This window comes from Salmonella sp. SA14318, assembly GCF_029866905.1.
In the GTDB taxonomy this organism is placed as follows: Bacteria; Pseudomonadota; Gammaproteobacteria; order Enterobacterales; family Enterobacteriaceae; genus Salmonella; species Salmonella enterica.
This window is the reverse complement of sequence record NZ_CP123282.1, coordinates 323206-346391: the sequence shown is the minus strand read 5'-3', so window position 1 is coordinate 346391 and position 23186 is coordinate 323206. Positions and strand designations below refer to the sequence as shown.

19 protein-coding genes and 1 pseudogene are annotated in these 23186 nt (G+C 53.4%); 7 read left to right on the top strand and 13 right to left on the bottom strand.

Annotation, left to right across the window (positions count from 1 at the left end):
- Position 1 precedes the first annotated feature (1 nt).
- The 5 genes from glgA to asd all read right to left on the bottom strand — a co-directional run bounded on the left by glgA (position 2) and on the right by asd (position 8358).
- Complete coding sequence (gene glgA / locus QEN32_RS01595; RefSeq protein ID WP_001197669.1) at positions 2 to 1435, bottom strand: glycogen synthase GlgA; 1434 nt, start codon at positions 1433 to 1435, stop codon at positions 2 to 4.
- Positions 1435 to 2730 carry a glucose-1-phosphate adenylyltransferase gene (gene glgC / locus QEN32_RS01590; protein ID WP_000253994.1) on the bottom strand — a complete coding sequence of 432 codons (1296 nt, stop codon included), beginning with the start codon at positions 2728 to 2730 and terminating at the stop codon, positions 1435 to 1437. The genes glgA and glgC overlap by 1 nt, the downstream gene beginning before the upstream one ends.
- A 14-nt stretch (positions 2731 to 2744) precedes the next feature.
- Positions 2745 to 4721 carry a glycogen debranching protein GlgX gene (gene glgX, locus QEN32_RS01585; RefSeq protein ID WP_000192501.1) on the bottom strand — a complete coding sequence of 659 codons (1977 nt, stop codon included), beginning with the start codon at positions 4719 to 4721 and terminating at the stop codon, positions 2745 to 2747.
- The gene (gene glgB / locus QEN32_RS01580) at positions 4718 to 6904 is read right to left on the bottom strand and encodes a 1,4-alpha-glucan branching enzyme (protein WP_023216694.1); all 2187 of its coding nucleotides are present in this window, start codon (positions 6902 to 6904) and stop codon (positions 4718 to 4720) included. The genes glgX and glgB overlap by 4 nt, the downstream gene beginning before the upstream one ends.
- 347 nt (positions 6905 to 7251) lie before the next feature.
- A complete protein-coding gene (asd, locus tag QEN32_RS01575) occupies positions 7252 to 8358 on the bottom strand; it encodes an aspartate-semialdehyde dehydrogenase (protein WP_000799940.1) in 1107 nt (368 codons plus the stop codon).
- Positions 8359 to 8484: 126 nt separating this feature from the next.
- Between asd and QEN32_RS01570 the strand changes: the two are divergent.
- Positions 8485 to 8859, top strand: a pseudogene (locus QEN32_RS01570) (MarC family protein); the annotation flags it as partial.
- On the opposite strand, the gene gntU reads toward QEN32_RS01570, so the two are convergent.
- From gntU to QEN32_RS01545, 5 genes are all read right to left on the bottom strand, one after another.
- Positions 8782 to 10122, bottom strand: a complete 1341-nt coding sequence (gene gntU, locus QEN32_RS01565) for a gluconate transporter (protein WP_265322209.1) — start codon at positions 10120 to 10122, stop codon at positions 8782 to 8784. The pseudogene QEN32_RS01570 and the gene gntU overlap by 78 nt on opposite strands.
- Positions 10119 to 10652 carry a gluconokinase gene (gene gntK, locus QEN32_RS01560; RefSeq protein ID WP_000108340.1) on the bottom strand — a complete coding sequence of 178 codons (534 nt, stop codon included), beginning with the start codon at positions 10650 to 10652 and terminating at the stop codon, positions 10119 to 10121. Before gntK ends, gntU begins: the two co-directional genes overlap by 4 nt.
- Before the next feature lie 138 nt (positions 10653 to 10790).
- Positions 10791 to 11786 (bottom strand): gluconate operon transcriptional repressor GntR, encoded by a 996-nt coding sequence (gene gntR, locus QEN32_RS01555; protein ID WP_000730239.1) that lies wholly within the window; start codon positions 11784 to 11786, stop codon positions 10791 to 10793.
- A gap of 129 nt (positions 11787 to 11915) precedes the next feature.
- The gene (locus QEN32_RS01550; RefSeq protein ID WP_000639789.1) at positions 11916 to 12611 is read right to left on the bottom strand and encodes a pirin family protein; all 696 of its coding nucleotides are present in this window, start codon (positions 12609 to 12611) and stop codon (positions 11916 to 11918) included.
- A 122-nt stretch (positions 12612 to 12733) separates the two neighbouring features.
- Complete coding sequence (locus QEN32_RS01545; RefSeq protein ID WP_000172396.1) at positions 12734 to 13771, bottom strand: oxidoreductase; 1038 nt, start codon at positions 13769 to 13771, stop codon at positions 12734 to 12736.
- A 465-nt stretch (positions 13772 to 14236) separates the two neighbouring features.
- Here QEN32_RS01545 and yhhY point away from each other — a divergent pair, with 465 nt between their 5' ends.
- From yhhY to QEN32_RS01520, 5 genes are all read left to right on the top strand, one after another.
- A complete protein-coding gene (gene yhhY / locus QEN32_RS01540) occupies positions 14237 to 14725 on the top strand; it encodes an N-acetyltransferase (RefSeq protein WP_001290279.1) in 489 nt (162 codons plus the stop codon).
- Positions 14726 to 14989: 264 nt separating this feature from the next.
- Complete coding sequence (locus QEN32_RS01535; RefSeq protein WP_000667440.1) at positions 14990 to 16204, top strand: PfkB family carbohydrate kinase; 1215 nt, start codon at positions 14990 to 14992, stop codon at positions 16202 to 16204.
- A gap of 15 nt (positions 16205 to 16219) precedes the next feature.
- A complete protein-coding gene (locus QEN32_RS01530) occupies positions 16220 to 16981 on the top strand; it encodes a glutamine amidotransferase (protein WP_001066509.1) in 762 nt (253 codons plus the stop codon).
- 53 nt (positions 16982 to 17034) lie between these two features.
- Complete coding sequence (locus tag QEN32_RS01525) at positions 17035 to 18006, top strand: DMT family transporter (RefSeq protein WP_080212906.1); 972 nt, start codon at positions 17035 to 17037, stop codon at positions 18004 to 18006.
- A complete protein-coding gene (locus QEN32_RS01520) occupies positions 18003 to 19037 on the top strand; it encodes a phosphotriesterase (protein ID WP_000675710.1) in 1035 nt (344 codons plus the stop codon). The genes QEN32_RS01525 and QEN32_RS01520 overlap by 4 nt, the downstream gene beginning before the upstream one ends.
- A 44-nt stretch (positions 19038 to 19081) precedes the next feature.
- Here the strand turns inward: QEN32_RS01520 and ggt are convergent, their stop codons facing one another.
- Positions 19082 to 20824 carry a gamma-glutamyltransferase gene (gene ggt, locus QEN32_RS01515; RefSeq protein WP_265322207.1) on the bottom strand — a complete coding sequence of 581 codons (1743 nt, stop codon included), beginning with the start codon at positions 20822 to 20824 and terminating at the stop codon, positions 19082 to 19084.
- 125 nt (positions 20825 to 20949) lie between these two features.
- On the opposite strand from ggt, the gene QEN32_RS01510 reads away from it, so the two are divergent.
- On the top strand, positions 20950 to 21366 hold the full coding sequence (locus QEN32_RS01510; protein WP_265322206.1) for a DUF2756 family protein: 417 nt from the start codon (positions 20950 to 20952) through the stop codon (positions 21364 to 21366).
- A gap of 12 nt (positions 21367 to 21378) precedes the next feature.
- Here the strand turns inward: QEN32_RS01510 and ugpQ are convergent, their stop codons facing one another.
- Both ugpQ and QEN32_RS01500 read right to left on the bottom strand, forming a co-directional pair.
- Positions 21379 to 22119 (bottom strand): glycerophosphodiester phosphodiesterase, encoded by a 741-nt coding sequence (gene ugpQ, locus QEN32_RS01505; RefSeq protein WP_265322205.1) that lies wholly within the window; start codon positions 22117 to 22119, stop codon positions 21379 to 21381.
- The gene (locus QEN32_RS01500; RefSeq protein WP_001646570.1) at positions 22116 to 23186 is read right to left on the bottom strand and encodes a sn-glycerol-3-phosphate import ATP-binding protein UgpC; all 1071 of its coding nucleotides are present in this window, start codon (positions 23184 to 23186) and stop codon (positions 22116 to 22118) included. The genes ugpQ and QEN32_RS01500 overlap by 4 nt, the downstream gene beginning before the upstream one ends.

The window sequence follows — 23186 nt, the reverse complement described above, 5'->3', positions numbered from 1 at the left end:
ACTATTTCAAGCGATAGTACAGCTCGCGGTATGATTTCGCGGCAACTTGCCAGCTAAAATCCATCGCCATCGCCTGCCGTTGTACAAACCGCCAAAGCGAAGGCCGTGACCACAACACAAAAGCACGCCGAATCGCGCGTAGCAACGACCAGGCGTTACTGTCTTCGAAGACAAAACCGCTGGCGATACCGTCCGCCAGATTTTCCAGCGAACTGTCGGAGACCGTATCGGCCAACCCCCCGGTACGCCGCACCAGAGGCAGCGTGCCATACTTTAAGCCATATAACTGCGTTAAGCCGCACGGTTCGAAACGACTGGGCACCAGAATAACGTCCGCGCCGCCCATAATGCGATGCGAGAAAGCTTCGTGATAGCCGATCTGTACGCCAACCTGCCCTGGGTGTTCCGCCGCCGCCGCGAGGAACCCTTCCTGAAGCACCGGATCGCCCGCGCCGAGTAGCGCCAACTGCCCGCCCTGCTCCAGCAGCCCCGGTAACGCCTCCAGCACCAGATCCAGACCTTTCTGGTTGGTCAGACGGCTTACCACGGCGAACAGCGGCACTTTGTCGTTAACCTTCAACCCCATCGCAATTTGTAGCTGACGTTTGTTTTCCGCCTTCTCTTCCAGGGTATCGCGCGTGTAGCGCGACGCCAGCAGCAGATCGGATTCCGGGTTCCAGATCTTCTCATCCACGCCGTTCAGTATGCCGGACAAGCGCCCTTCCAGATGACGCTGGCGCAGCAGGCCTTCCATACCATAAGCAAACTGCGGTTCGGTAATTTCACGCGCATAGGTCGGGCTCACCGCCGTAATATGGTCGGCATAGTACAAACCGGCCTTCAAAAAGGAGAGTTGTCCGTTGAACTCCAGCCCATGCATATTAAAGAATGACCACGGTAGTTCGATATCATCCATATGCTTTGCATAAAACATGCCTTGATAGGCCAGGTTGTGTACGGTAAAGACCGATTTCGCCGGCCGCCCGCGCGCCGCCAGATAGGCGGGTGCCAGCCCGGCGTGCCAGTCATGGGCGTGCACCACGTCGGGGCGCCAGAATGGATCAAGTCCGCAGGCCATTTCACAGCCGACCCACCCTAACAGGGCAAAGCGCAGCACGTTATCGGTATAGGCATATAAATTCGTATCGTGATAGGGACTGCCTGGACGCTCGTACAGATGCGGCGCGTCGATCAGATAAATGCCCACGCCGTTATAATGCCCGAACAGCAGCGATATCTTACCTGCGAAAGTATCGCGGCGGCTCACCACATGCGCATCGGGTATCCCCCGACGGATATCGGGAAACCCAGGAAGCAGAACGCGAACATCAACACCATCCGCAATTTGTGCCGCAGGCAACGCGCCTATCACATCCGCCAGCCCCCCAGTCTTCAGCAGGGGGAACATCTCTGAACATACATGTAAAACCTGCATTATCGCTCCTGTTTGACCTGCAGTTTGCGCAGCATTTCACGCGTGACCAGTACAATACCTTCTTCTGAACGGTAGAAACGACGAGCGTCCTCTTCCGCATTTTCACCAATCACCATGCCTTCCGGGATAATACAGGCACGGTCAATAACACAGCGACGTAAACGGCAGGAGCGTCCTACCCAAACCTCAGGTAACAACACTGCCGAATCAATATTACAAAAAGAATTTATTCTCACCCGTGGGAAGAGCACAGATTGCACCACCACCGAACCGGAGATAATGCAGCCGCCGGAGACCAGCGAGTTCAGCGTCATACCGTGGCTACCGGAGCGGTCCTGCACGAATTTCGCAGGCGGTAGCGATTCCATATGCGTACGGATAGGCCAGTTCTGGTCATACATATCCAGCTCCGGCGTCACCGAGGCTAAATCCAGGTTCGCCTTCCAGTAAGCTTCCAGCGTACCTACATCGCGCCAGTACGGTTCGGCTTGTGGATCGGACTGCACGCAGGAGAGCGGGAAAGGATGCGCGTAAGCCATACCTTCGCGGGTGATTTTGGGGATAATGTCTTTACCGAAATCGTGGCTGGACGCGTCATCTTTATCGTCTGCCGCCAGCAATTCATACAGGTAATCGGCGTCAAAAACGTAAATGCCCATACTGGCCAGCGCTTTGCTGGCGTCACCAGGCATCGCGGGGGGATTCGCCGGTTTTTCGACAAAATCAATAATCTTGTCGCTTTCATCGACCGCCATCACGCCGAACGCCGTCGCTTCTTTGATCGGCACCGGCATACAGGCCACCGTGCAACGCGCGCCCTTTTCAACGTGATCGATCAACATACGCGAGTAGTCCTGCTTGTAGATATGATCGCCTGCCAGGATGACGACATATTCCGCTTTATAGCGACGAATAATATCCAGGTTCTGGGTCACCGCGTCTGCCGTGCCGCGATACCAGTTTTCGCCCTTCATACGCTGTTGGGCTGGCAGCAGATCGACAAATTCGTTCATCTCTTCGCTAAACAGTGACCAGCCGCGCTGAATATGCTGCACCAGCGTATGGGACTGATACTGAGTGATCACGCCGATACGGCGAATCCCGGAGTTCAGACAATTAGATAAGGCGAAATCGATGATGCGGAACTTCCCACCAAAGTGGACGGCTGGTTTGGCGCGTTTGTTCGTTAAATCTTTTAGACGCGTGCCGCGGCCGCCGGCCAGGATTAGGGCAACAGATTTCAATGGCAGCTGGCGCGCCAACATTACACGATCGTTCTTCTCTAAACTCACCATGATTAACTCCTTTTTTATCCTCTCTGGAACACACACAGTCCATGCGCAGGTCCCTGCCAGACCGCCGTTATCACCGGATTATCCTCTCCAGCGAATGGGGGAACGGCGCGCCATTCCCCTTCGGGTAAAACTATATCTGTCACCTCAAGCGTGGCATTTATCGCAATCAGAAAACGGTCCGACAACAGAATTTGCATCAGCTTAGGCCCGTTTTGCCACTCATCCGCACTCAAGGGTTGCGCGTTTTTATTTAGCCAACGCACGTTGCCATCGCCTTCTTCCCACCAGCTATTGCCGGTTAAAGCCGGTATCTGCTGACGCAAACGAATCAGCGCGGCGGTAAACGTGGTTAACCCACGATTTGCCTGCTGCCAGTCCAGCCAGGTTAAGGCATTATCCTGACAGTAGGCGTTATTGTTGCCGTGCTGGCTATGGCCGTGTTCATCGCCTGCCAGCAGCATCGGCGTTCCCTGAGAGAGCAGTAGCGTCGCCAGCAGGGCATGAATGCTGTCGCGCCGCCGCTCCATTAAATCAAGCGGACCGCCTAATCCTTCTTTACCATGATTGTCGCTGTAATTGCTGTTGGTGCCGTCGCGATTTTCCTCACCGTTCGCCTCATTGTGTTTCTGATTGAAACAGACGCAGTCCCGGAGCGTAAAACCGTCATGCGCCGTGAGCAGATTGACAGAGGCGCCGGGCGCGCGGCCATTGCGTTTAAACACATCGCTGGAAGCGGCGAAACGACAGGCAAACTCCCCGGTCGTCAGGTTACGCGGCAACCAGAATCGGCGGGCCGCATCGCGAAAATGGTCGTTCCACTCGGCAAACGGTGGCGGAAAATTCCCGACCTGATAGCCGCCCTCGCCAATATCCCACGGTTCAGCAATCAACTTGACCGTTGATAACACAGGACACGCTTTAATCGCGGCGAACAGCGGCGCATCCTGGCGAAACGTCGGCGTACGCCCCATGACGGACGCCAAATCAAAACGAAAACCATCGACATGACAGGTTTCCACCCAATAGCGCAAACACTCGCACGCGTATTCCACCACGCCGGGATGGCTTAAATTGAGCGTGTTGCCGCACCCCGTCCAGTTGTGATAATCGCCATCGTCCCTTATCCAATAATAGCTACGGTTATCAATTCCGCGCAGGGAGAAGGTTGGACCGTCCAGATCCAGCTCGGCGCTATGGTTTAATACGATGTCCAGAATGACCTCAATCCCCGCGCGATGCAGCGCTTTCACCGCATCGCGAAACTCGTCCAGCGCCGTCTCGGGCGAACTGGCCCAGGCGGGATGCAGCGCGAACATCGCCATCGGGTTGTAACCCCAATAATTGGTCAGCCCCATACGTTGCAGGCGCGGCTCGCTGGCAAACTGCGCTACCGGCAACAGTTCCAGCGCCGTAATGCCAAGCTGTTTGAAGTACGCCACCATGACCGGATGACCGAGCGCTTTATAGGTGCCGCGTATCTCCTGGGGGAGTTCCGGATGCAGGTAGGTAAGCCCTTTGACATGCGCTTCATAGATGATCGTTTTTCCCCACGGCGTGCGCGGCGCGGCGTCATCTTCCCAGTCATAATGGTCGCTGATTACCACGCTTTTCGGCGCCACCGCCGCGTTATCGCGGTAGTCCGGTTCATCGTGTCCGCCGTGCAACAGCGGATGATCTTTTAGTTCGCCCTCGACCCGGCGCGCATAAGGATCAAGCAGTAACTTCGCCGGATTAAACCGATGCCCCTGCGCTGGCTGCCACGGGCCATGTACGCGATAGCCATAGCGCAAACCTGGCCTGGCGCCTACCAGATAACCATGCCAGACATCGCCGCGACGTCCTGGCAGGTCATAGCGACGCTCATTCCCTCGGGAATCAAAAACGCACAGCTCTACGCGCTCCGCATGAGCGGAAAAGAGCGTGAAATTCACGCCATGACCGTCATACGTTGCGCCATGCGGCGTTGCTTCGCCGATCGCAAGCTGCGTCATTCCCCCTCCCGCATCAGCCAGATCGTCGCCAACGGCGGTAACGTCAGGTTAAGAGAGTGCTGACGGCCATGGCTTTCGATCTTATCGCTGTGCACCACGCCGCCGTTGCCGGTGTTGCTACCGTGATAATGCATCGAATCAGTATTGAGAATTTCACGCCAGCGTCCCGGCTGGTTGATGCCAAAGCGGTAGTCGTGGCGAGGAACGGGCGTAAAGTTGCTGGCGACGATAATCTCGTTACCGGCTTTATCACGGCGTACAAAAATCAGTACCGAGCGTTCATTGTCATCGACCACCAGCCACTCAAAGCCGTAAGCATCAAAATCCAGCTCATGCAACGCTTTATGGTGGCGATAGGTGTGGTTGAGATCGCGTACCAGACGCTGAACCCCGTGGTGCCAGTTATCGCCCCCCTCCAGCAGGTGCCAGTCGAGGCTGGCGTCATGGTTCCACTCGCGTCCCTGGGCAAACTCATTCCCCATAAACAGCAGTTTCTTGCCGGGGAAGGCCCACATCCAGCCATAATAGGCGCGCAGGTTGGCAAATTTTTGCCACGCATCGCCCGGCATACGATCGAGAATGGATTTCTTGCCATGAACCACCTCATCGTGCGACAGCGGCAGAACAAAGTTTTCGGTATGGTTGTACAACATACCAAAGGTCAGCTTGTCGTGATGATACTGGCGGTACACCGGGTCCAGCTTCATGTAGTCCAGCGTGTCGTGCATCCAGCCCAGGTTCCACTTGTACCAGAACCCCAGGCCGCCCGTTTCCGGTGGACGCGTCACGCCAGAGAAGTCTGTCGACTCTTCCGCCATGCTGACCGCGCCGGGCACCTGCTCGCCAATAATGCGGTTGGTATTGCGCAGAAACTCAATGGCTTCCAGGTTTTCACGACCGCCGAACTCGTTCGGTATCCACTCGCCCTCTTTGCGGCTGTAGTCGCGGTAGATCATAGAGGCCACCGCATCGACACGCAGCGCATCAATCCCAAAACGCTCCATCCAGTACAGGGCGTTACCCACCAGATAATTACTGACTTCACGACGACCATAGTTGTAGATCAGCGTATTCCAGTCCTGGTGATAGCCCTCGCGCGGGTCGCTGTGCTCATAGAGGTGGGTGCCGTCAAACTCCGCGAGGCTAAATTCATCGGACGGGAAATGGCCCGGCACCCAGTCGAGAATGACGTTAAGGCCCGCCGCATGGGCCGCATTGATGAAATAGCGGAAGTCGTCCCGCGTACCAAAGCGGCGGGTCGGCGCGTAGAGGCCGGTCGGCTGGTAGCCCCAACTGCCGTCAAACGGATGTTCGTTGACCGGCAAGAGTTCAAGGTGCGTAAAGCCCATCCATTTGGCGTAAGGCACAAGCTGATCCGCCAGCTCACGATAGCTCAGCCAGAAATTGTTATCCGTATGGCGGCGCCATGAACCTAAATGCACCTCATAAATCGAGATCGGCGCATCAAACTGATTGGCTTTTTGTCGTTCTTCGCTTGGCGTCACTTTCTCCGGCAGTCCGCAAATCATCGACGCCGTTTCCGGACGCATCTGTGCCTCAAAAGCATAGGGATCGGCTTTAATGCGCAGATTACCGTTCGCATCAAGCAGCTCGAATTTATACAGTTGTCCATTATGCGCGCCGGGGATAAACAGCTCCCAAATACCGCTCTCTTTGCGCAGACGCATCGGGTGGCGACGCCCATCCCAATAGTTGAATTGCCCGACAACCGAAACGCGACGAGCATTAGGCGCCCAGACGGAGAAACGGGTGCCGGTGACGCCATCCATCGTATCGGCGTGCGCGCCCAGCGTTTCATAAGGACGCAGGTGGGTGCCTTCCGACAATAGCCAGGCATCCATTTCCTGTATTAATGGACCAAAACGGTAAGGATCGTCGATGAGGTTCTGCTGTCCGTGCCAGGTCACGGCGAGCTGATAGCGAAAGAAATTTTTACGTCGGGGTAAAACGCCGCAGAAAAAACCGCGAGCGTCGAGACATTCCAGTTTGCCGACTTTACGTCCGGTTTTGGGTTCAATCACCCATACGTCGGTGGCGTCAGGTAATAGGGCGCGGACTTCTAGTCCGGCTTGGGTCTGGTGCATTCCGAGTACGGAAAAAGGGTCCGCAAAATGTCCTGCAATTAGCGCATTAATCACGTCTCTATCGATACGACTGGACATGGTTTGTCATCCTGTTTTGTGGCGTCACTCCATCTCACTGAATTCAACATCAGGTAGTGACACTTCTTTGACCTGAACGGCGCAGCACACTGTGCATCCTATCTGCGTCGTCCTACCTTCAGGTTAGGCTTAATACCCGTGGGATTAAGCTACCCTTAAAGAATAGCCAATGCTCTGCTTAACTCCTGATAAAAATGAAACATCTGCGTTTACTCCTGTATTACGCAAAAAAAAGGGTGACGATGCACCCCTGGTTTAACACAAATTCCCCCGCCGGATGGCGGCGCGAGCGCGCCTTATCCGGCCTACAGAACCACACGCAGGCCCGATAAGCGCTGCAATAGCCACTACGCCAACTGGCGCAGCATTCGACGCAGCGGCTCGGCGGCGCCCCATAACAACTGGTCGCCTACGGTAAACGCCGACAAGAACTCTGGCCCCATGTTCAGCTTACGCAGACGACCAACCGGCGTAGTCAACGTGCCGGTCACCGCCGCCGGGGTTAATTCGCGCATAGTGATATCACGATCGTTCGGCACCACTTTCGCCCACGGATTATGTGCCGCCAGCAGTTCTTCCACCGTTGGAATGGATACCTCTTTTTTCAGCTTGATGGTGAACGCCTGGCTGTGACAGCGCAGCGCGCCGACGCGCACACACAAACCATCAACCGGAATCACAGAGGCAGTATTGAGAATCTTGTTGGTTTCCGCCTGGCCTTTCCACTCTTCGCGGCTCTGGCCGTTATCAAGCTGTTTGTCGATCCAGGGGATCAGGCTTCCCGCCAGCGGTACGCCAAAGTTATCAACCGGCAGCTCGCCGCTGCGGGTCAATGCCGTAACTTTGCGTTCAATATCAAGAATTGCGGAAGACGGCGTCGCCAGTTCATCGGCGACATGGCCATACAACTGACCCATCTGGGTTAACAGCTCGCGCATATGGCGCGCGCCGCCGCCGGAGGCGGCCTGATAGGTCGCGACGGATACCCAGTCAACGAGATTATGGGCAAAGAGACCGCCCAGCGACATCAACATCAGGCTAACGGTACAGTTACCGCCCACAAAGGTCTTCACGCCATTGTTCAGGCCGTCGGTAATCACGTCCTGGTTGACCGGGTCGAGAATAATAATGGCATCATCTTTCATGCGCAGCGTAGAAGCCGCGTCAATCCAGTAACCCTGCCATCCGCTTTCGCGCAGCTTTGGATAAATTTCGTTGGTATAATCGCCGCCCTGGCAGGTCACGATGATATCGAGCGCTTTTAGCGCATCCAGATCAAAAGCGTCCTGTAGCGTGCCGGTGGAGGTGTCGCCGAAGGTGGGCGCCGCCTGTCCAAACTGGGAGGTAGAAAAGAAAACAGGGCGAATAGCGTCGAAATCGCGCTCCTCTACCATGCGTTGCATGAGAACAGAGCCGACCATTCCGCGCCAGCCGATAAAACCAACATTTTTCATAGCGTTTTTTTCCTGCAAAGAGATGTGCTGTGTATGCGCGCCAGTATCCTGTGGCGCATCCTTCACCATACAAAAAGCAGCCAAAGTCGCAAGTGAAATTAATCAATGATAGCGAAGCCATCAGTAATGCGACTTATCCTGCCTTACCGCGCAAGCAGAAAGTCCAGTGGCGATTATCAGGGAATTTGCGTTAGGAAGGGAATCATTTCCGTCGCTGTTTTATTGATCCTAATTATGGATCAGCGTAGAAATTTTCCTGCTTTTATGCGCGTACTGAAACATGGCGAGACAAAATGTCGTTGGGCTATTGCCATGCACACCTCAATAAAAAAACCGGGTAGCGATTACGCCTTACCCGGCTTACGGTGTCGATATGTGCCCGTTTCCAGGCCCGGTAAGCACAGCGCCACCGGGCAACAAGACTCAGCTCAGCAGTTGGAAAGCAATCATCCCGACAATCGCGCCGACCGTGCCGAGGATAGTTTCCATCATCGTCCAGGTCTTCAGCGTCTGCGCTTCGGTCGCGCCGGTAAATTTACCGAACAGCCAGAAACCGGCGTCGTTAACATGAGAAACCACAATTGAACCGCCGGCGATACAGATAGAGAGCGCCGCCATCTGCGCGCCGGAGAAATTCAGTTGCCCAATGACCGGCATCACCAGACCGACCGCGGTTAAACACGCCACGGTCGCGGAACCCTGAATGATGCGCACCGCCGCCGCCAGCACAAAGCAGGTAATGGCAATCGGCAGTCCCATACCGGTTAACGCTTCGCCCAGCGCCGGGCCGACGCCGGAGTCAACCAGTACCTGTTTGAACACCCCGCCTGCGCCAATCACCAGCAGGATAATGCCCGCCGGTTGCAGCGCGTGGCCGCAGATTTCCATCACTTTGTCTTTCGGCATCCCCTGACGCATCGCCAGGCCATAAATCGCTACCAGACAAGCGACCAGAATCGCAGTGAAGGGGTGACCGATAAACTCAAACCATTCGTAAGCGGTGGAACCTTCCGGCACAAAACGCGCGGCGATCGTTTTCAGCCCTACCAGCACCAACGGCAGCAGGATCAGCGACAGGCTGAAGCCGAAAGAAGGCATTTTACCTTCACCCAGATGCGGCTCGGTAATGTCGTCAGGAATACGCAGCTCAACGTAACGGCTGATAAAATTCCCCCACAGCGGCCCGGCGATAATCATGCCAGGAATGGCGGCGCACAGCCCAATCAGGATCATCCAGCCGAAATCAGCATGCATCTGGGAAGCCAGCAGCATCGGCGCAGGCCCAGGCAACAAAAACGCCGCGGCTGCCGCCACGCCCGCAAACAGCGGAATGACCAGCTTCACCAGGTTTGTGCCGGTATGACGCGCCATAGAGAACGCCACGCTTATCAGCAGCACAATCGCCACTTCAAAGAACAGCGGAAGCGCGCAAATCAGCCCGGCCAGGCCAATCGCATAGTGCGCGCGGTTATGACCAAAGGATTTAAGCATCTTGACGGCTATCTGATCGACCGCGCCGGTTTCATGCAGAATCTTGCCGAACATCGCCCCCAGCGCGACCACAATCGCCAGGAATCCCAGCGTGCCGCCCATCCCTTTTTCCATGGTCGCGGCGATTTTATCAAGCGGCATCCCTGAAAAAAGCCCCGCGCCCATCGAGACGACCATTAACGCGACGAAGGCGTGCATACGCGCCTTCATCACCAAAAACAGCAGCAGTAAGACGGAACCGACGGCGGTTAAAACCAGTGTTAATGTACTCACAGCGTACTGCCTTTATTGATGACCTCAATGGTGCTCGCCACGACGTCTTCCAGCGGCTGGTCGATATCCACCACCAGAACATCGCGTTCGTCGGCACCCGGCTCTTGCAGCGTTTCAAACTGCGTCACCAGCATCTGGGTTTTGAAGAAATGACCTTTGCGCGCTTTCAGACGGCTTTCAATGACGTCGAAATCACCTTTCAGGTAGATAAAGGAGAGGTTCGGGTTTCCCTCGCGCAGCAGGTCACGATAATGTTTTTTCAGTGCGGAACAGACGATCAGCGAGATTTTATTGGTACGCTGCATCGCGAAAGCGGCGTCGTTCAGCGCCTGTAACCACGGTTTGCGGTCATCATCATTCAACGGCTCGCCGGAAGCCATTTTTTCAATATTGCAGCGCGGATGCAGAAAATCGCCGTCCAGAAACGCGGCATGAAGCTGATGCGCCACGGCGCTTGCGACAGCGGATTTACCGCTGCCTGATACGCCCATCAGAACGTAAACGTGGTGATCATGATTAGTCGTGCTCAAAGCGGGCCCCCACTCTACAAGTTGCAAAATTTGTTACGGGTAACTGTTATCGGTAACATTGTCCAACCGCACCATTCACGACGCAATGACCATTCGTGCCAAAAGTGAATAAGTGTGAGCTACTTCAAAGTTGTCAGACTAAATAGATCCGCCCGGTGACAAGGTGAAACCTAAATCTAACATTTTTGGCGTGACCGTTTCGCCGCGAATGCGAGCCAACAGGCGTTCCGCGCCAATGCTGCCCATTCGCTCGCGCGGCGTCAGGACGCTTGCCAGACGCGGTTCCATCACCTGACCGATATCATGACCGTGGAACCCGGCGATCGCCATGTCGTCCGGGATTTTTAGTCCCAGGCGCTGGCATTCGAAGGCCGCCCCCACCGCCAGGTCATCGTTGGTGCAAAAAATACCGTCAAGCTGTGGGTATTCGCGTCGCGCCTGGCGCATGAGTTCGATACCGGAAGAGTAGGATGAAGATTGCTCCATCATCACACTGTAAGGAACCAGTCCTGCGTCCCGCATCGCCTGTTCATAGCCCTTCTGCTTGATGATAGTACGTTCGTCGAGGCGCGCCCCCAGATAGGCGATATGACGATGACCACGCGCGATAATCGCGGCGGTCATCTGACGGGCGGCCTCAAAGTTGTCAAAACCAACGGCAATATCGAGACACGGCGACTGGCTGTCCATCAGTTCCACCACCGGAATCCCGGCGACTTCGATCATTTTTAAGGTGCGCGGCGTATGGGTACGCTCAGTGAGGATCAGGCCGTCGATATTCCAGGAGAGCATCGATTCCAGGCGCTCCTGCTCCATCTCCGGTTTATAGCCGTAGTGCGCCAGCATGGTTTGATAACCATGCGCGTCGGTGACAGCCTCAATGCCGCGTAACACTTCCGCAAAGACCTGGTTGGTTAAAGACGGCAGCAGAACGCCAATGGCGCGGCTGGTGGCGTTGGAAAGAATGTCAGGCGCGCGATTAGGAATGTACCCGAGCTCATCAAGCGCAGCCGCAATTTTACCCCGCAGCGCGACGGAGACCTGCTCCGGATTACGCAAAAAACGGCTGACCGTCATTTTGGTCACGCCCACACGGTCGGCCACATCCTGAAGTACGGGTCTTTTCTTTTTCATCGTCCTGAAAGGTATAAAAGGGATAGATTTGCCCAGTTTACCACGGACGTGCGGAATTAATGACAAACGATGAAAAGCCGGATGGCAACGCTTTCGCGTCTTATCCGGCCTACAAAAGGTTACAGCACGTTAGACTGGCGGCAAGTCAAACAGCAACACTTCGCTGTCGCTGTCGGCATGAATCGAGATTGCCTGCTCATCCCAAATCGCCAGGCCGTCGCTGGTCGTCGCTTTGGTACCGTTAATGGTCACGTTACCTTTTACCACCTGGATCCAGACGCGGCGCTCAGCGGCAATCTGATGCACCGACTGCTCATCTTTGAGCAGCGCCCAGCGGTACAGCTCCATATCCTGGTGGACCTTCAGCGAACCATCGCGAGCATCTGGCGAAAGCACCAGTTGCTTGCCCTGCGCGGCGTCGAAGCGACGCTGTTCGTAGCGCGGCGTGATGCCGGTTTCTTGCGGAATGATCCAGATCTGGTACAGCCGCAGACGATCCGTTTTGCTCGGGTTGTACTCGGAGTGGCGAACGCCGGTCCCGGCGCTCATAATCTGGAATTCACCGGCCGGAACCTGTTCTTTATTGCCCATACTGTCCTGGTGTTCTACGGCACCTTCCAGCACATAGGTCAAAATTTCCATGTCTTTATGCGGATGCGTGCCGAACCCCTGGCCTGCGTCGATCACGTCATCGTTAATCACGCGCAGCGCCGAGAACCCCATAAAGTTCGGATCGTAATAATCGGCAAAAGAAAAAGTATGCCAGGAGTCAAGCCAGCCATGATTCGCATGACCGCGGTCGTTTGCTTTGCGTAAGTAGATCATTGTGTTCACCCCAGATGTTTTCGATGGAATAAGTGTGGACTCATTCCGTCCGGGATCATAGAGGGTGAAAATTGACTCCTCTGTTCAAAAAATATGAATAAGCGCAGAGGAGTCTGTAAGGGCTATTTAGCGAGGGTTATCGTCGCAGGCGTTGCCTGTTCGAAGGCACGTTCGAGAATTTCCAGGTTGGTAAGAACTTCAGATTCCTTGACGTAATTAGGCGTACCGACGGTCAACGTCTGGTACAGCGCATCATAAACACGACCATAGTCACCCGTTTCCGGTTTCACCTCTTCTTTCACCGTAACGCCGTCGTCATTGACATACTCCAGCACACCGACGGATTCGTCAGCGGCGAAACCGGGTTCGCCAGGCATAATGTTCGCTTTCAGGCTGGTTTCTTGTTGATCGATACCGTATTTCACAAACGAACCTTTGGTGCCGTGAACAATAAACTTCGGATAGTCGATTTTCACCAGATGGCTGGTTTTCACAATGGCTTTCAGGTCACCGTAGAACAATTGCGCTTCAAAGGTGTCATCCGGATTCGCTTTATTACGCAGGCTACGAATGTCGTACGCGACATGATCCGGACGGCCAAATAGCGAAATAATTTGATCCATGGTGTGGACGCCAAGTCCATAGAATGCACCATCCTGCGGCAGGCCCGGTTTGGTTTCTGCTACCGGGCGGTAATAATCGAAATGGCTTTCAATTTCGACAATCTTGCCCAGTTTGCCGCTCTCAATCGCTTTTTTAGCCGTGAGAAAACAGGAATCAAAACGCCGATTCTGATACGGCGTGACGGTCAGTCCTTTGCTTCGCGCCAGGTCGAACAACACTTTTGCCTCCGCCAGCGTCGGCGTGAAAGGTTTCTCAACCAGCACATTTTTACCCGCTTCCAGCGCGCGTTTGGCGTATTCGAAATGGCTGTCAGCATGCGTACAGACGATCACCAGTTTTACCTGCGGATCGCCCAACACCTCATCCAGATCGCTGGTGAAATGAATATGCGAATACTGCGGCGCCTGCTCTTCCGGTTTAGCGTGACGACGGAAAATATGCGCGACATGCCAGGTATCTTTCCGATTCAGAACGTAGGGGAGATGGTAACGGGTGGTACTTTTGCCAAATCCAATAAATGCGCAGTGTAAGGTCATGAGACGATCCTTTTGAAGATGATTGTTTACACCATAGCGCAAAGCGTGAGGAGACTGAATGTTGGATTCTTTGCCGGATGCGGCGTCGCCTTTTCGGGCCTACAAAAGCAGATGCCTCAAGATCGGCCGTCGGCGTCGCGGTCAGTTGTTCACGGCAAGCGCGCAGGGCCCGGAGCGTACTAAATGTACGTGAGGAGCACGAGCACTTCCCGGGGACAAAATGACAAGTAAGCCAGGCTGAAACAAAACCCAAAAAAAAGCCAGCAAAAGCTGGCTAAAGTAATACTGGAAGCAATGTGAGCAATGTCGTGCTTTCAGGTTCTCCGTAGGGGTTCCCCTGAATGCAAGGCAATAATAATCATTCTCATTCGCACTTGTCTACTTCTTTTTGCAAAAAAATGCAGTTGACGGAATTTTCTTTCTCAGCGAGTGTAAATACACAATTACCCCTGCAGGAGATAAGGAATGAGTGAAATAGTGATACGCCACGCTGAACCGAAAGATTACGACGCCATTCGTCAGATCCACGCCCAGCCGGAGGTGTATCACAACACGCTACAGGTTCCTCATCCTTCCCTCGAAATGTGGCAGGCGCGGCTAACCGAGCAAGCCGGGGTTAAACAACTGGTTGCCTGCATTGACGATATTGTCGTTGGCCATCTTTCTATTCAGGTCACCCAACGTCCCCGTCGCAGCCACGTGGCCGATTTTGGTATCTGCGTGGATGCCCGGTGGCACAATCGCGGCATTGCCAGCGCGCTGATCCGCACGATGATCGACATGTGTGACAACTGGCTGCGCGTCGAGCGTATTGAGTTAACGGTGTTTGTTGATAACGAGCCCGCGGTGGCGGTGTATAAGAAGTACGGCTTTGAAATCGAAGGCACCGGTAAGAAATACGGCCTGCGCAACGGTGAGTACGTTGATGCGTACTTTATGGCGCGCGTGAAATAGCGCTTCCCCGCCCCACCCTGTGGGGCGAAACGTCACAAACCTTCACAACATTCCAGTTATTGCAACCTACTTCCCCTATATCAAAACAATAACCATCTGAATTTCATGGTTATTGCCACTTTAAGCTTTATCACCGTTTTTTCCGTAATTTTAGCAATATTAATATTACATTTTTGTTTTTTTTTGGTTTCTGCCATCACTTTATGGTGACAATCACAACAATATACTCCTCCCGGGACTAATTTAACCACGGTGAGGTAAAAAATGAAATTTGAACGCCATCATAGAATATTGAAGGAACTCAGTATTTCGGGAGTTGTAAAAGTTTCAAATCTGGCGAAAAGTCTCAAGGTAACAAAAGAAACTATTCGTTCAGATCTCAATGAACTTGCCGGACAGGGATATCTCACTCGCTGTCATGGTGGTGCATTTATTACCCTTGATTCTCTTGATAACGTTGCAAAAAATGAAATCGCTTATGTGCTGGAAAAATATGAATCAGCGCAGAAAATAAAAAAAGGTCTCTCTGCCATGAAAAATAATGTATGTGTTATTGGCTCGTTCAATGTTGACATCATCAGTTATCTACCGAGATTACCCTCAACGGGAGAATCATTGCTGGCCGATAAATTTATTTTTTCACCCGGCGGTAAGGGATGTAATCAGGCATTAGCAGCAAGCTATGCCGACTCTGATGTGCATTTTATTACTAAAGTCGGCTCAGACCATTTTAGCGATTACGCCATTAATTTTATAAACTCATCAAAAATCCATAAAAGTGTTATCTACCAGACCAAAGAAACACAAACAGGTACAGCAACCATCATGGTGAATGGAGATACCGGAGATAACGTCATCGCTATCTACCCTGGCGCCAACATGACAATTTCCCCTGATGAAATCACCATTCAAAAAGAAGCCATTGTTCATTCAGATATTGTTCTTGTCCAACTGGAGACGAATTACGAAGCGCTGCAGCAAACAATTCGTCTCGCACAAAAAAATGACATACCGGTCATCATCAATCCAGCGCCATACAATGACATGGTTAACACCATCATTGATAACATTGATTATATTACGCCAAATGAAACGGAAGCAGGCCTGCTGGCCAATATGGCGGTTAATGATATCGAATCAGCCAAATGCGCGGCCAAAATTATTCATCAGAAAGGCGTCAAAAATACCATTATTACATTAGGTAGCAAAGGTTCGCTTGCTTATGATGGCACACAATTCATCTATTCCCCGGCATTTCCGGCAGTTGTAAAAAATACGGCGGGAGCGGGTGACGCTTTCAATGGCGCCCTCGCATCTGGTCTTGCAAAAGGAAAGTCACTGGCATCCGCATTGTGCTACGCCAGCGCATTTGCCTCACTTGCGGTTGAAACGCCTAATGCCTCTGATATGCCGGAAAACGACTCCGTTCTTCATCGTATTCAGGGTTCACATTACAAACAAACTATTTCTACTCACTAAATCAAGGAGCAGACTATGAACAATACGCAGAAAAAACTAAAGGTGCTCTTTATTGGAGAATCCTGGCATATTCACATGATTCATTCAAAAGGTTATGACAGTTTCACCTCCAGTAAATATGAAGAAGGCGCTACATGGTTACTGGAATGCCTGAGGAAAGGCGGCGTTGATATTGATTACATGCCTGCCCACACGGTACAAATTGCCTTTCCAGAGAGTATTGACGAATTAAATCGTTACGATGTGATTGTTATTAGCGACATTGGTAGTAATACCTTCCTGTTGCAAAACGAGACATTTTATCAGCTAAAAATAAAACCAAACGCTCTGGAGTCCATTAAAGAGTACGTCAAAAATGGCGGTGGACTACTCATGATTGGCGGTTATCTGTCGTTCATGGGTATTGAGGCAAAAGCCAATTATAAGAACACCGTTCTTGCTGAGGTTCTGCCAGTTATTATGCTTGATGGCGATGACCGGGTAGAAAAGCCCGAGGGTATCTGTGCTGAGGCTGTCTCACCTGAACATCCTGTTGTTAACGGGTTCTCAGATTATCCGGTATTTCTTGGATATAACCAGGCCGTCGCCAGAGACGATGCCGATGTCGTATTAACAATAAATAATGACCCATTGTTAGTGTTCGGTGAATACCAACAGGGTAAAACCGCCTGCTTTATGAGTGACTGCTCCCCACACTGGGGAACCCAGCAGTTTATGTCATGGCCATTTTATACCGACCTGTGGGTCAACACGCTTCAATTCATCGCCAGAAAATAAAAAACAATGGAGTAACGAAAGTTACTCCTTTTATAAAATATAAGGATTGATGTATGAACAAGAATAAGTACTCAACCCCCTTGCTGATGCTTGCCACCATCTTAGCCGGTATGCTTTCCCCGATGCAGTCTGCCGTTAATGGGCAGTTAGGACACTGGTTACAAGACGGTAATGCTTGCGCAGTAATCTCGTTTGCCAGCGGTCTGGTCGTCATGTTTTTTATTATTATTGCGCGCAAAGAAACACGCCAGCAATTCGCCTCAATCCCTACTCTGATTAAAAAGAGAAAAATCCCGCTATGGAATTGGTTTGCAGGATTATGCGGGGCTATGGTCGTATTTTCTGAAGGCGCATCCGCCAGCGCGTTGGGCGTGGCCACCTTTCAAACGGCATTAATTTCCGCCCTGCTCCTTTCCGGCCTGCTGTGCGACCGTTTTGGCGTCGGTGTGGATGAGAAGAAATATTTTACGCCATGGCGCATTACTGGCGCATTGTTCGCCGTTATCGCCACCGTTTTTGTCGTGTCGCCACAGTGGCACTCAACCTCGTTTATCCTGCTCGCTATCCTCCCCTTTTTGGCAGGGTTACTCGCTGGCTGGCAGCCTGCGGGGAATGCTAAAGTCGCCGAGGCAACGGGCTCCATGCTGGTGTCCATTACATGGAACTTCATCGTCGGCTTCTGTGTCCTGGGCGCAGCGCTGGCGATACGTATCGCATTAGGCCATGTCACCATCCAGTTACCCGATACATGGTGGATGTATCTCGGTGGTCCGCTGGGTCTGCTGTCCATCGGGCTAATGGCGATTCTGGTGAGAGGCTTAGGGCTATTGATGCTGGGCGTAGCGTCAACAGCAGGCCAACTGCTTGGCTCAGTGCTAATTGATGAATTGATCCCTTCATTAGGCAATACGGTCTACCTGGTCACCATCATCGGTACGCTGTTCGCGTTAGTCGGTGCGATTGTGACCACCATCCCTGAATACAGAGCATCCAAAATGGCGCAAAGAATAGAGGTGTCAGAATGAAAGGTTTCCTGCAAACCGTAACAGGCCCGGTGGCGCATACGGATATGGGGCTGACGCTACCGCATGAACATCTGTTTAACGATCTGTCATCAGTCGTTGACGAGCCACATTATGCTTTTTCACAGCAACTGGTGGGAAAGAAAGTCAGTGCTGACCTGCAGTGGGGGCTGAAACACGACCCATACTGCTGCGCCGATAACATGGACCGCAAAGAGATTGATGATGTTATCTTCGAAATCAATAACTTTATGTCTTTGGGCGGCAGGACGATTGTCGACGCCACCGGATCAGAATCCATTGGACGGGACGCCTCAGCGCTGCGAGAAGTTGCCTTAAAAACGGGTTTGAATATCGTTGCGTCATCCGGACCTTATCTGGAGAAATTTGAAAGTACCCGGATCCATAAACCTGTTGAGCTGTTAGCCTCACTCATTGATAAAGAACTGAATCAGGGTATTGGCGAGACGGATATTCGCGCTGGCATGATCGGTGAAATCGGCGTATCTCCCGCGTTTACCCAAGCGGAGCGTAACAGCCTGCGGGCAGCGTCTCTGGCACAATGTAACAACCCCCACACGGCGATGAATATCCATATGCCAGGGTGGCTGCGACTGGGTGATGAGGTGCTGGATATCGTGCTGGAAGAAATGAACGTCTCTCCGGCAAAAGTCTCGCTGGCGCATTCGGACCCTTCAGGAAAAGATGTCGTCTATCAACGTAAAATGCTCGACCGTGGCGTATGGCTTGAATTTGACATGATTGGTCTGGACATCACCTTTCCAAAAGAAGGTGTCGCGCCGGGCGTTCAGGAGACCGCAGATGCAGTAGCGAATCTGATTGCACTGGGTTACGCCGACCAAATCGTTTTAAGCCATGATGTTTTTCTCAAACAGATGTGGGCGAAAAATGGCGGAAATGGCTGGGGGTTTGTCCCGAATGTCTTCCTCGCCTATCTGGCTGCTCGCGGAGTAGACAACGATACTCTGCGCAAGCTTTGTATTGATAATCCAGCCCGATTACTCACGGCATAATCTGCAAATAGCCCGGTGTCTGACACCGGGCCTGGAATTAAAAATCAGTATCCCGCCGTTAAATCATCCACGGAACGCGGGTCAGACGCGCCATACAGTTCGCCATCCGGTCCAATCATAATACTTTGAGTGCTGCCCATCGCTTCTTTCAGCGCCACTTTCTGCCCTTTCTGTTCCAGCAACTTTAGCGTATCGGGGCTGAAGCCCTTTTCTACCCGCAGTTCGTCCGGCAACCATTGATGATGGAAGCGCGGCGCGTTGGTCGCTTCGGCGACACTCATGCCGAAATCAATGCTGTTCACTACCATTTGCAGCACGGTAGTGATGATTCGACTCCCGCCAGGACTGCCGGTCACCAGCCAGGTTTTGCCCTCTTTAACGACGATAGTGGGCGACATCGACGACAGCGGACGTTTTTTTGGTTCGACCGCGTTAGCATCGCCGCCTACCAGGCCATAAACATTAGGTACACCGGGTTTAGCAGAAAAATCATCCATTTGATTATTCAGCAGAATACCGGTATTTCCCGCCACAATTCCTGTGCCGAAGGTGGTGTTCAGGGTATAGGTCACCGCCACAGCATTGCCGTCTTTATCCACCACCGAGAAGTGGGTGGTCTGGTTGCTTTCATACGGGGCGAGCTTGCCAGGTTTTATCTGGCTGGAAGGTTTGGCCTTGTTGATATCAATTTGATCGGCCAACGTTTTTGCATAGGCTTTGTGGGTCAGCGCCTGCCACGGCACTTTCACAAAGTCCGGATCGCCCAGATACTCTGAGCGGTCAGCGTAGGCGTATTTTTCCGCTTCCGCCATGATTTGCATGGCATCGGCGCTGCCAAAGCCGTACTTCTTCATGTCGAAATTTTCAAGAATATTAAGGATCTGTACGATGTGAATACCGCCCGAGGATGGCGGCGGCATGGAGAAGACCTGATACCCGCGATAGTCACCGCTGATTGGCGTACGCTCAACGGCTTCATAGTTGGCTAAATCCTCTTTGGTCATCAGACCGCCGTTCTTCTGCATTTCTCCGGCTATCTGGTCAGCAATCGCCCCTTTATAAAACGCATCCGGGCCGTTTTCGGCAATCATTTCCAGGCTTTTCGCCAGATTCTTCTGGACCAGCTTATCGCCTTTTTTCAGCGGCTCGCCGTCTTTCCAGAAAATGGCTTTGCTGTTCTCATGGTTGGGGATCACTTCGCTGCCGTAAGTTTTTAAGTCGTCGGCCAGCGCATCGTTAACCACAAAACCCTCTTCCGCCAGCTTCATCGCCGGACGCACCACTTTATTCAGCGGCATCGTGCCGTATTTCTCCAGCGCCAGCGAGAACCCCGCCACAGTACCCGGCGTACCGGATGCCAGATGCGACGTCAGCGACTTTTTCGCATCGGCGTTACCCTGATCGTCGAGGAACATATCACGGGTCGCGCCAGCCGGCGCCATTTCACGAAAATCGATCGCCGTGGTAGCGCCATCTTTAGTGCGCAGCAGCATAAATCCCCCGCCGCCCAGATTCCCGGCTTGCGGATGCGTGACAGCCAGCGCATAGCCCACGGCGACGGCGGCATCCACGGCATTACCGCCCTGCTTTAAGATATCCACGCCAACCTGCGTCGCCATTGCATCCACGGACGCCACCATCCCTTGCGTCGCCCGCACAGGATGAAAGACATCTTCTTCAACACCATAGGAGACTGGCGGCGCGACGGGAGGATTGGCCACCGCGCTAAACGTCCCCCCGGCCAGCAGAGCGGCGATCGCCACCCAGCGCATAAACGTTGGTTTCATCGTTGTTTTTCTCCAGATAAATGGGTGTATGTCCCGTTTAATCCTGGTCCACAACGCTTAAAAAATCATCACCATGGCGAAATAGAGGTACACTTAAAAAGAGGCCTCATCGGGAGGAGACGACAATGAAACGCTTACTACTTATTACGGCTTTGTTACCCTTTGCTGTATTGGCCCAGCCAATTAACACTATGAATAATCCTAATCAGCCAGGTTATCAGATCCCCAGCCAGCAGCGTATGCAGACGCAGATGCAAACGCAGCAGATTCAGCAGCAGGGTATGTTGAAACAACAGATGCAAACGCAGGCGCGCAGCCAGCAGCAAAATCTACAGTCGCAGTTGAATGCCAATACGCAGCGGGTTCAGCAGGGACAGCCGGACAATGGTATGCTCGGTCAGCAAACGCTGCCTAATACGCAGGGCGGAATGCTCAGCGGCAGCGGAAATCCGGACCGGATGCTAAACCATTCCCAGCCAATGTTGCAGCAGGGCAGCGGGACGCCGCAGCCTGACATCCCGCTGAAAACCATCAGCCCTTAAAACTGACAGCCCTTAAAACTGAAAGTGAGGGCCGATGTCATCAATGCGATCGGTGCAGATACAATCCACGCCCCAGCGCAGCAGCTCTGCCGCCCGCTGGGGCTGATTGACGGTATACACCAGAATCCGCAGACCCGCGGCCTTAATCTCTTGCACTCGCGTCTCATCGAGTAATTTATGGTTGAGATGGAGGGAAACACAGCCCAGACGGGTCGTCAGTTCATGCCAGTCTTCACGCCATTTATCCAGTAGTAACCCGCGCGGCAGTTCAGGTGCTGCCGCCTGAGCCGCTTCCAGCGCCTCTATCTCAAAGGAAGAAAGCAGCGGCGGCGTCATCCCGGCCCACAGTTCGCGGGCGGCCAACGCCACGACGCGTCCTGTTAGCCTTTCGCTCCCCGTTGTCGGTTTGATCTCAATATTCGCCATCATGCCGTGTTTACGGCAGCGCTCCGCCACCTGCGAGAGCAACGGCAGCGGCTCGCCTTTAAATTCGCCGCTAAACCAACCGCCAGCGTCCACACGCAATAAATCCTGCCAGTTCAACTCGCCCGCCACGCCCCAACCGTTGCTGGTGCGCTCCAGGTTATCGTCATGCAGCAGGAAAATTTCGCCGTCTTTCGACAGCTTGGCATCAAACTCAATCATGGTGTGCCCGTATCGCGCGCCCACGTCAATCGCCGCCAGAGTGTTTTCCGGCGCCAGTTTACCGCCGCCGCGATGGGCGACAATGTGGGGATAAGGCCAGTTACTCATACACGTTGTCCTGTTTCGCCATCAAAAAGATGCCGCTGATGTTCCGGCAGATGCAGCCATAGCGTACTGCCCGCCGCCGGGCGCTGCTGATGCGCCAACCGCACCACCAGTTTCTGATCGCCCCAGCGCCCATGCGCCAGATTATCCGCGCCCAGAATCTCCAGCGTGTCTACCGTTAACGGCACGCCGCCTTCCGCCTGCGAGCTTAACGCAATATGCTCCGGGCGGATACCCAGCGTCATGTTACGTCCGGCATGACCCCGATAGCCCGCACCTATCGGTAACGCCAGACCGCCAGGCAATTCGAAACGGTCGCCGGAAGCGCTGATAACGCCATCCAACAGGTTCATCGCCGGGCTGCCGATAAAGCTCGCCACGAAGCGACTGGCCGGTTTTTCATACACCTCTACCGGCGTGCCAATCTGTTCTGCGACGCCTTTATTCATCACCATCACCCGCTGGGCCAGCGTCATCGCCTCTACCTGATCATGAGTAACATAGAGCGAGGTGGTACGAAGACGACGATGCAGATGTTGTAACTCCAGACGCATCTGTACGCGCAGCTTGGCGTCGAGGTTAGAGAGCGGTTCGTCGAATAAAAAGACTGCCGGTTCGCGGACGATCGCGCGCCCCATTGCCACGCGCTGCCGTTGACCGCCGGAAAGCTCGCGTGGACGGCGTTTAAGCAGGCCGTCCAGCTCCAGAATGCGCGCCGCCTCCCGCACGCGTTCTTCAATATGCGCTTTGCTCATACCGCGAATTTTTAGTCCCCACGCCATGTTCTCCTCTACGCTCATATGGGGATAGAGAGCATAGTTCTGAAATACCATCGCGATGCCGCGATCTTTGGGCTCCATCTCGGTGACCCGTTTGCGATCAATCCAGATATCGCCGCTGGTCACGCGTTCCAGACCGGCCACCATCCGCAACAACGTTGATTTGCCGCAGCCGGACGGCCCGACCATCACGATAAATTCGCCATCCGCCACGTCCAGCGTCAGCGGTTGAATGACCTGGGTTTTGCCGTCCCAGCTTTTGGTTACTGCCTGTAGTTTTAAACCAGCCAT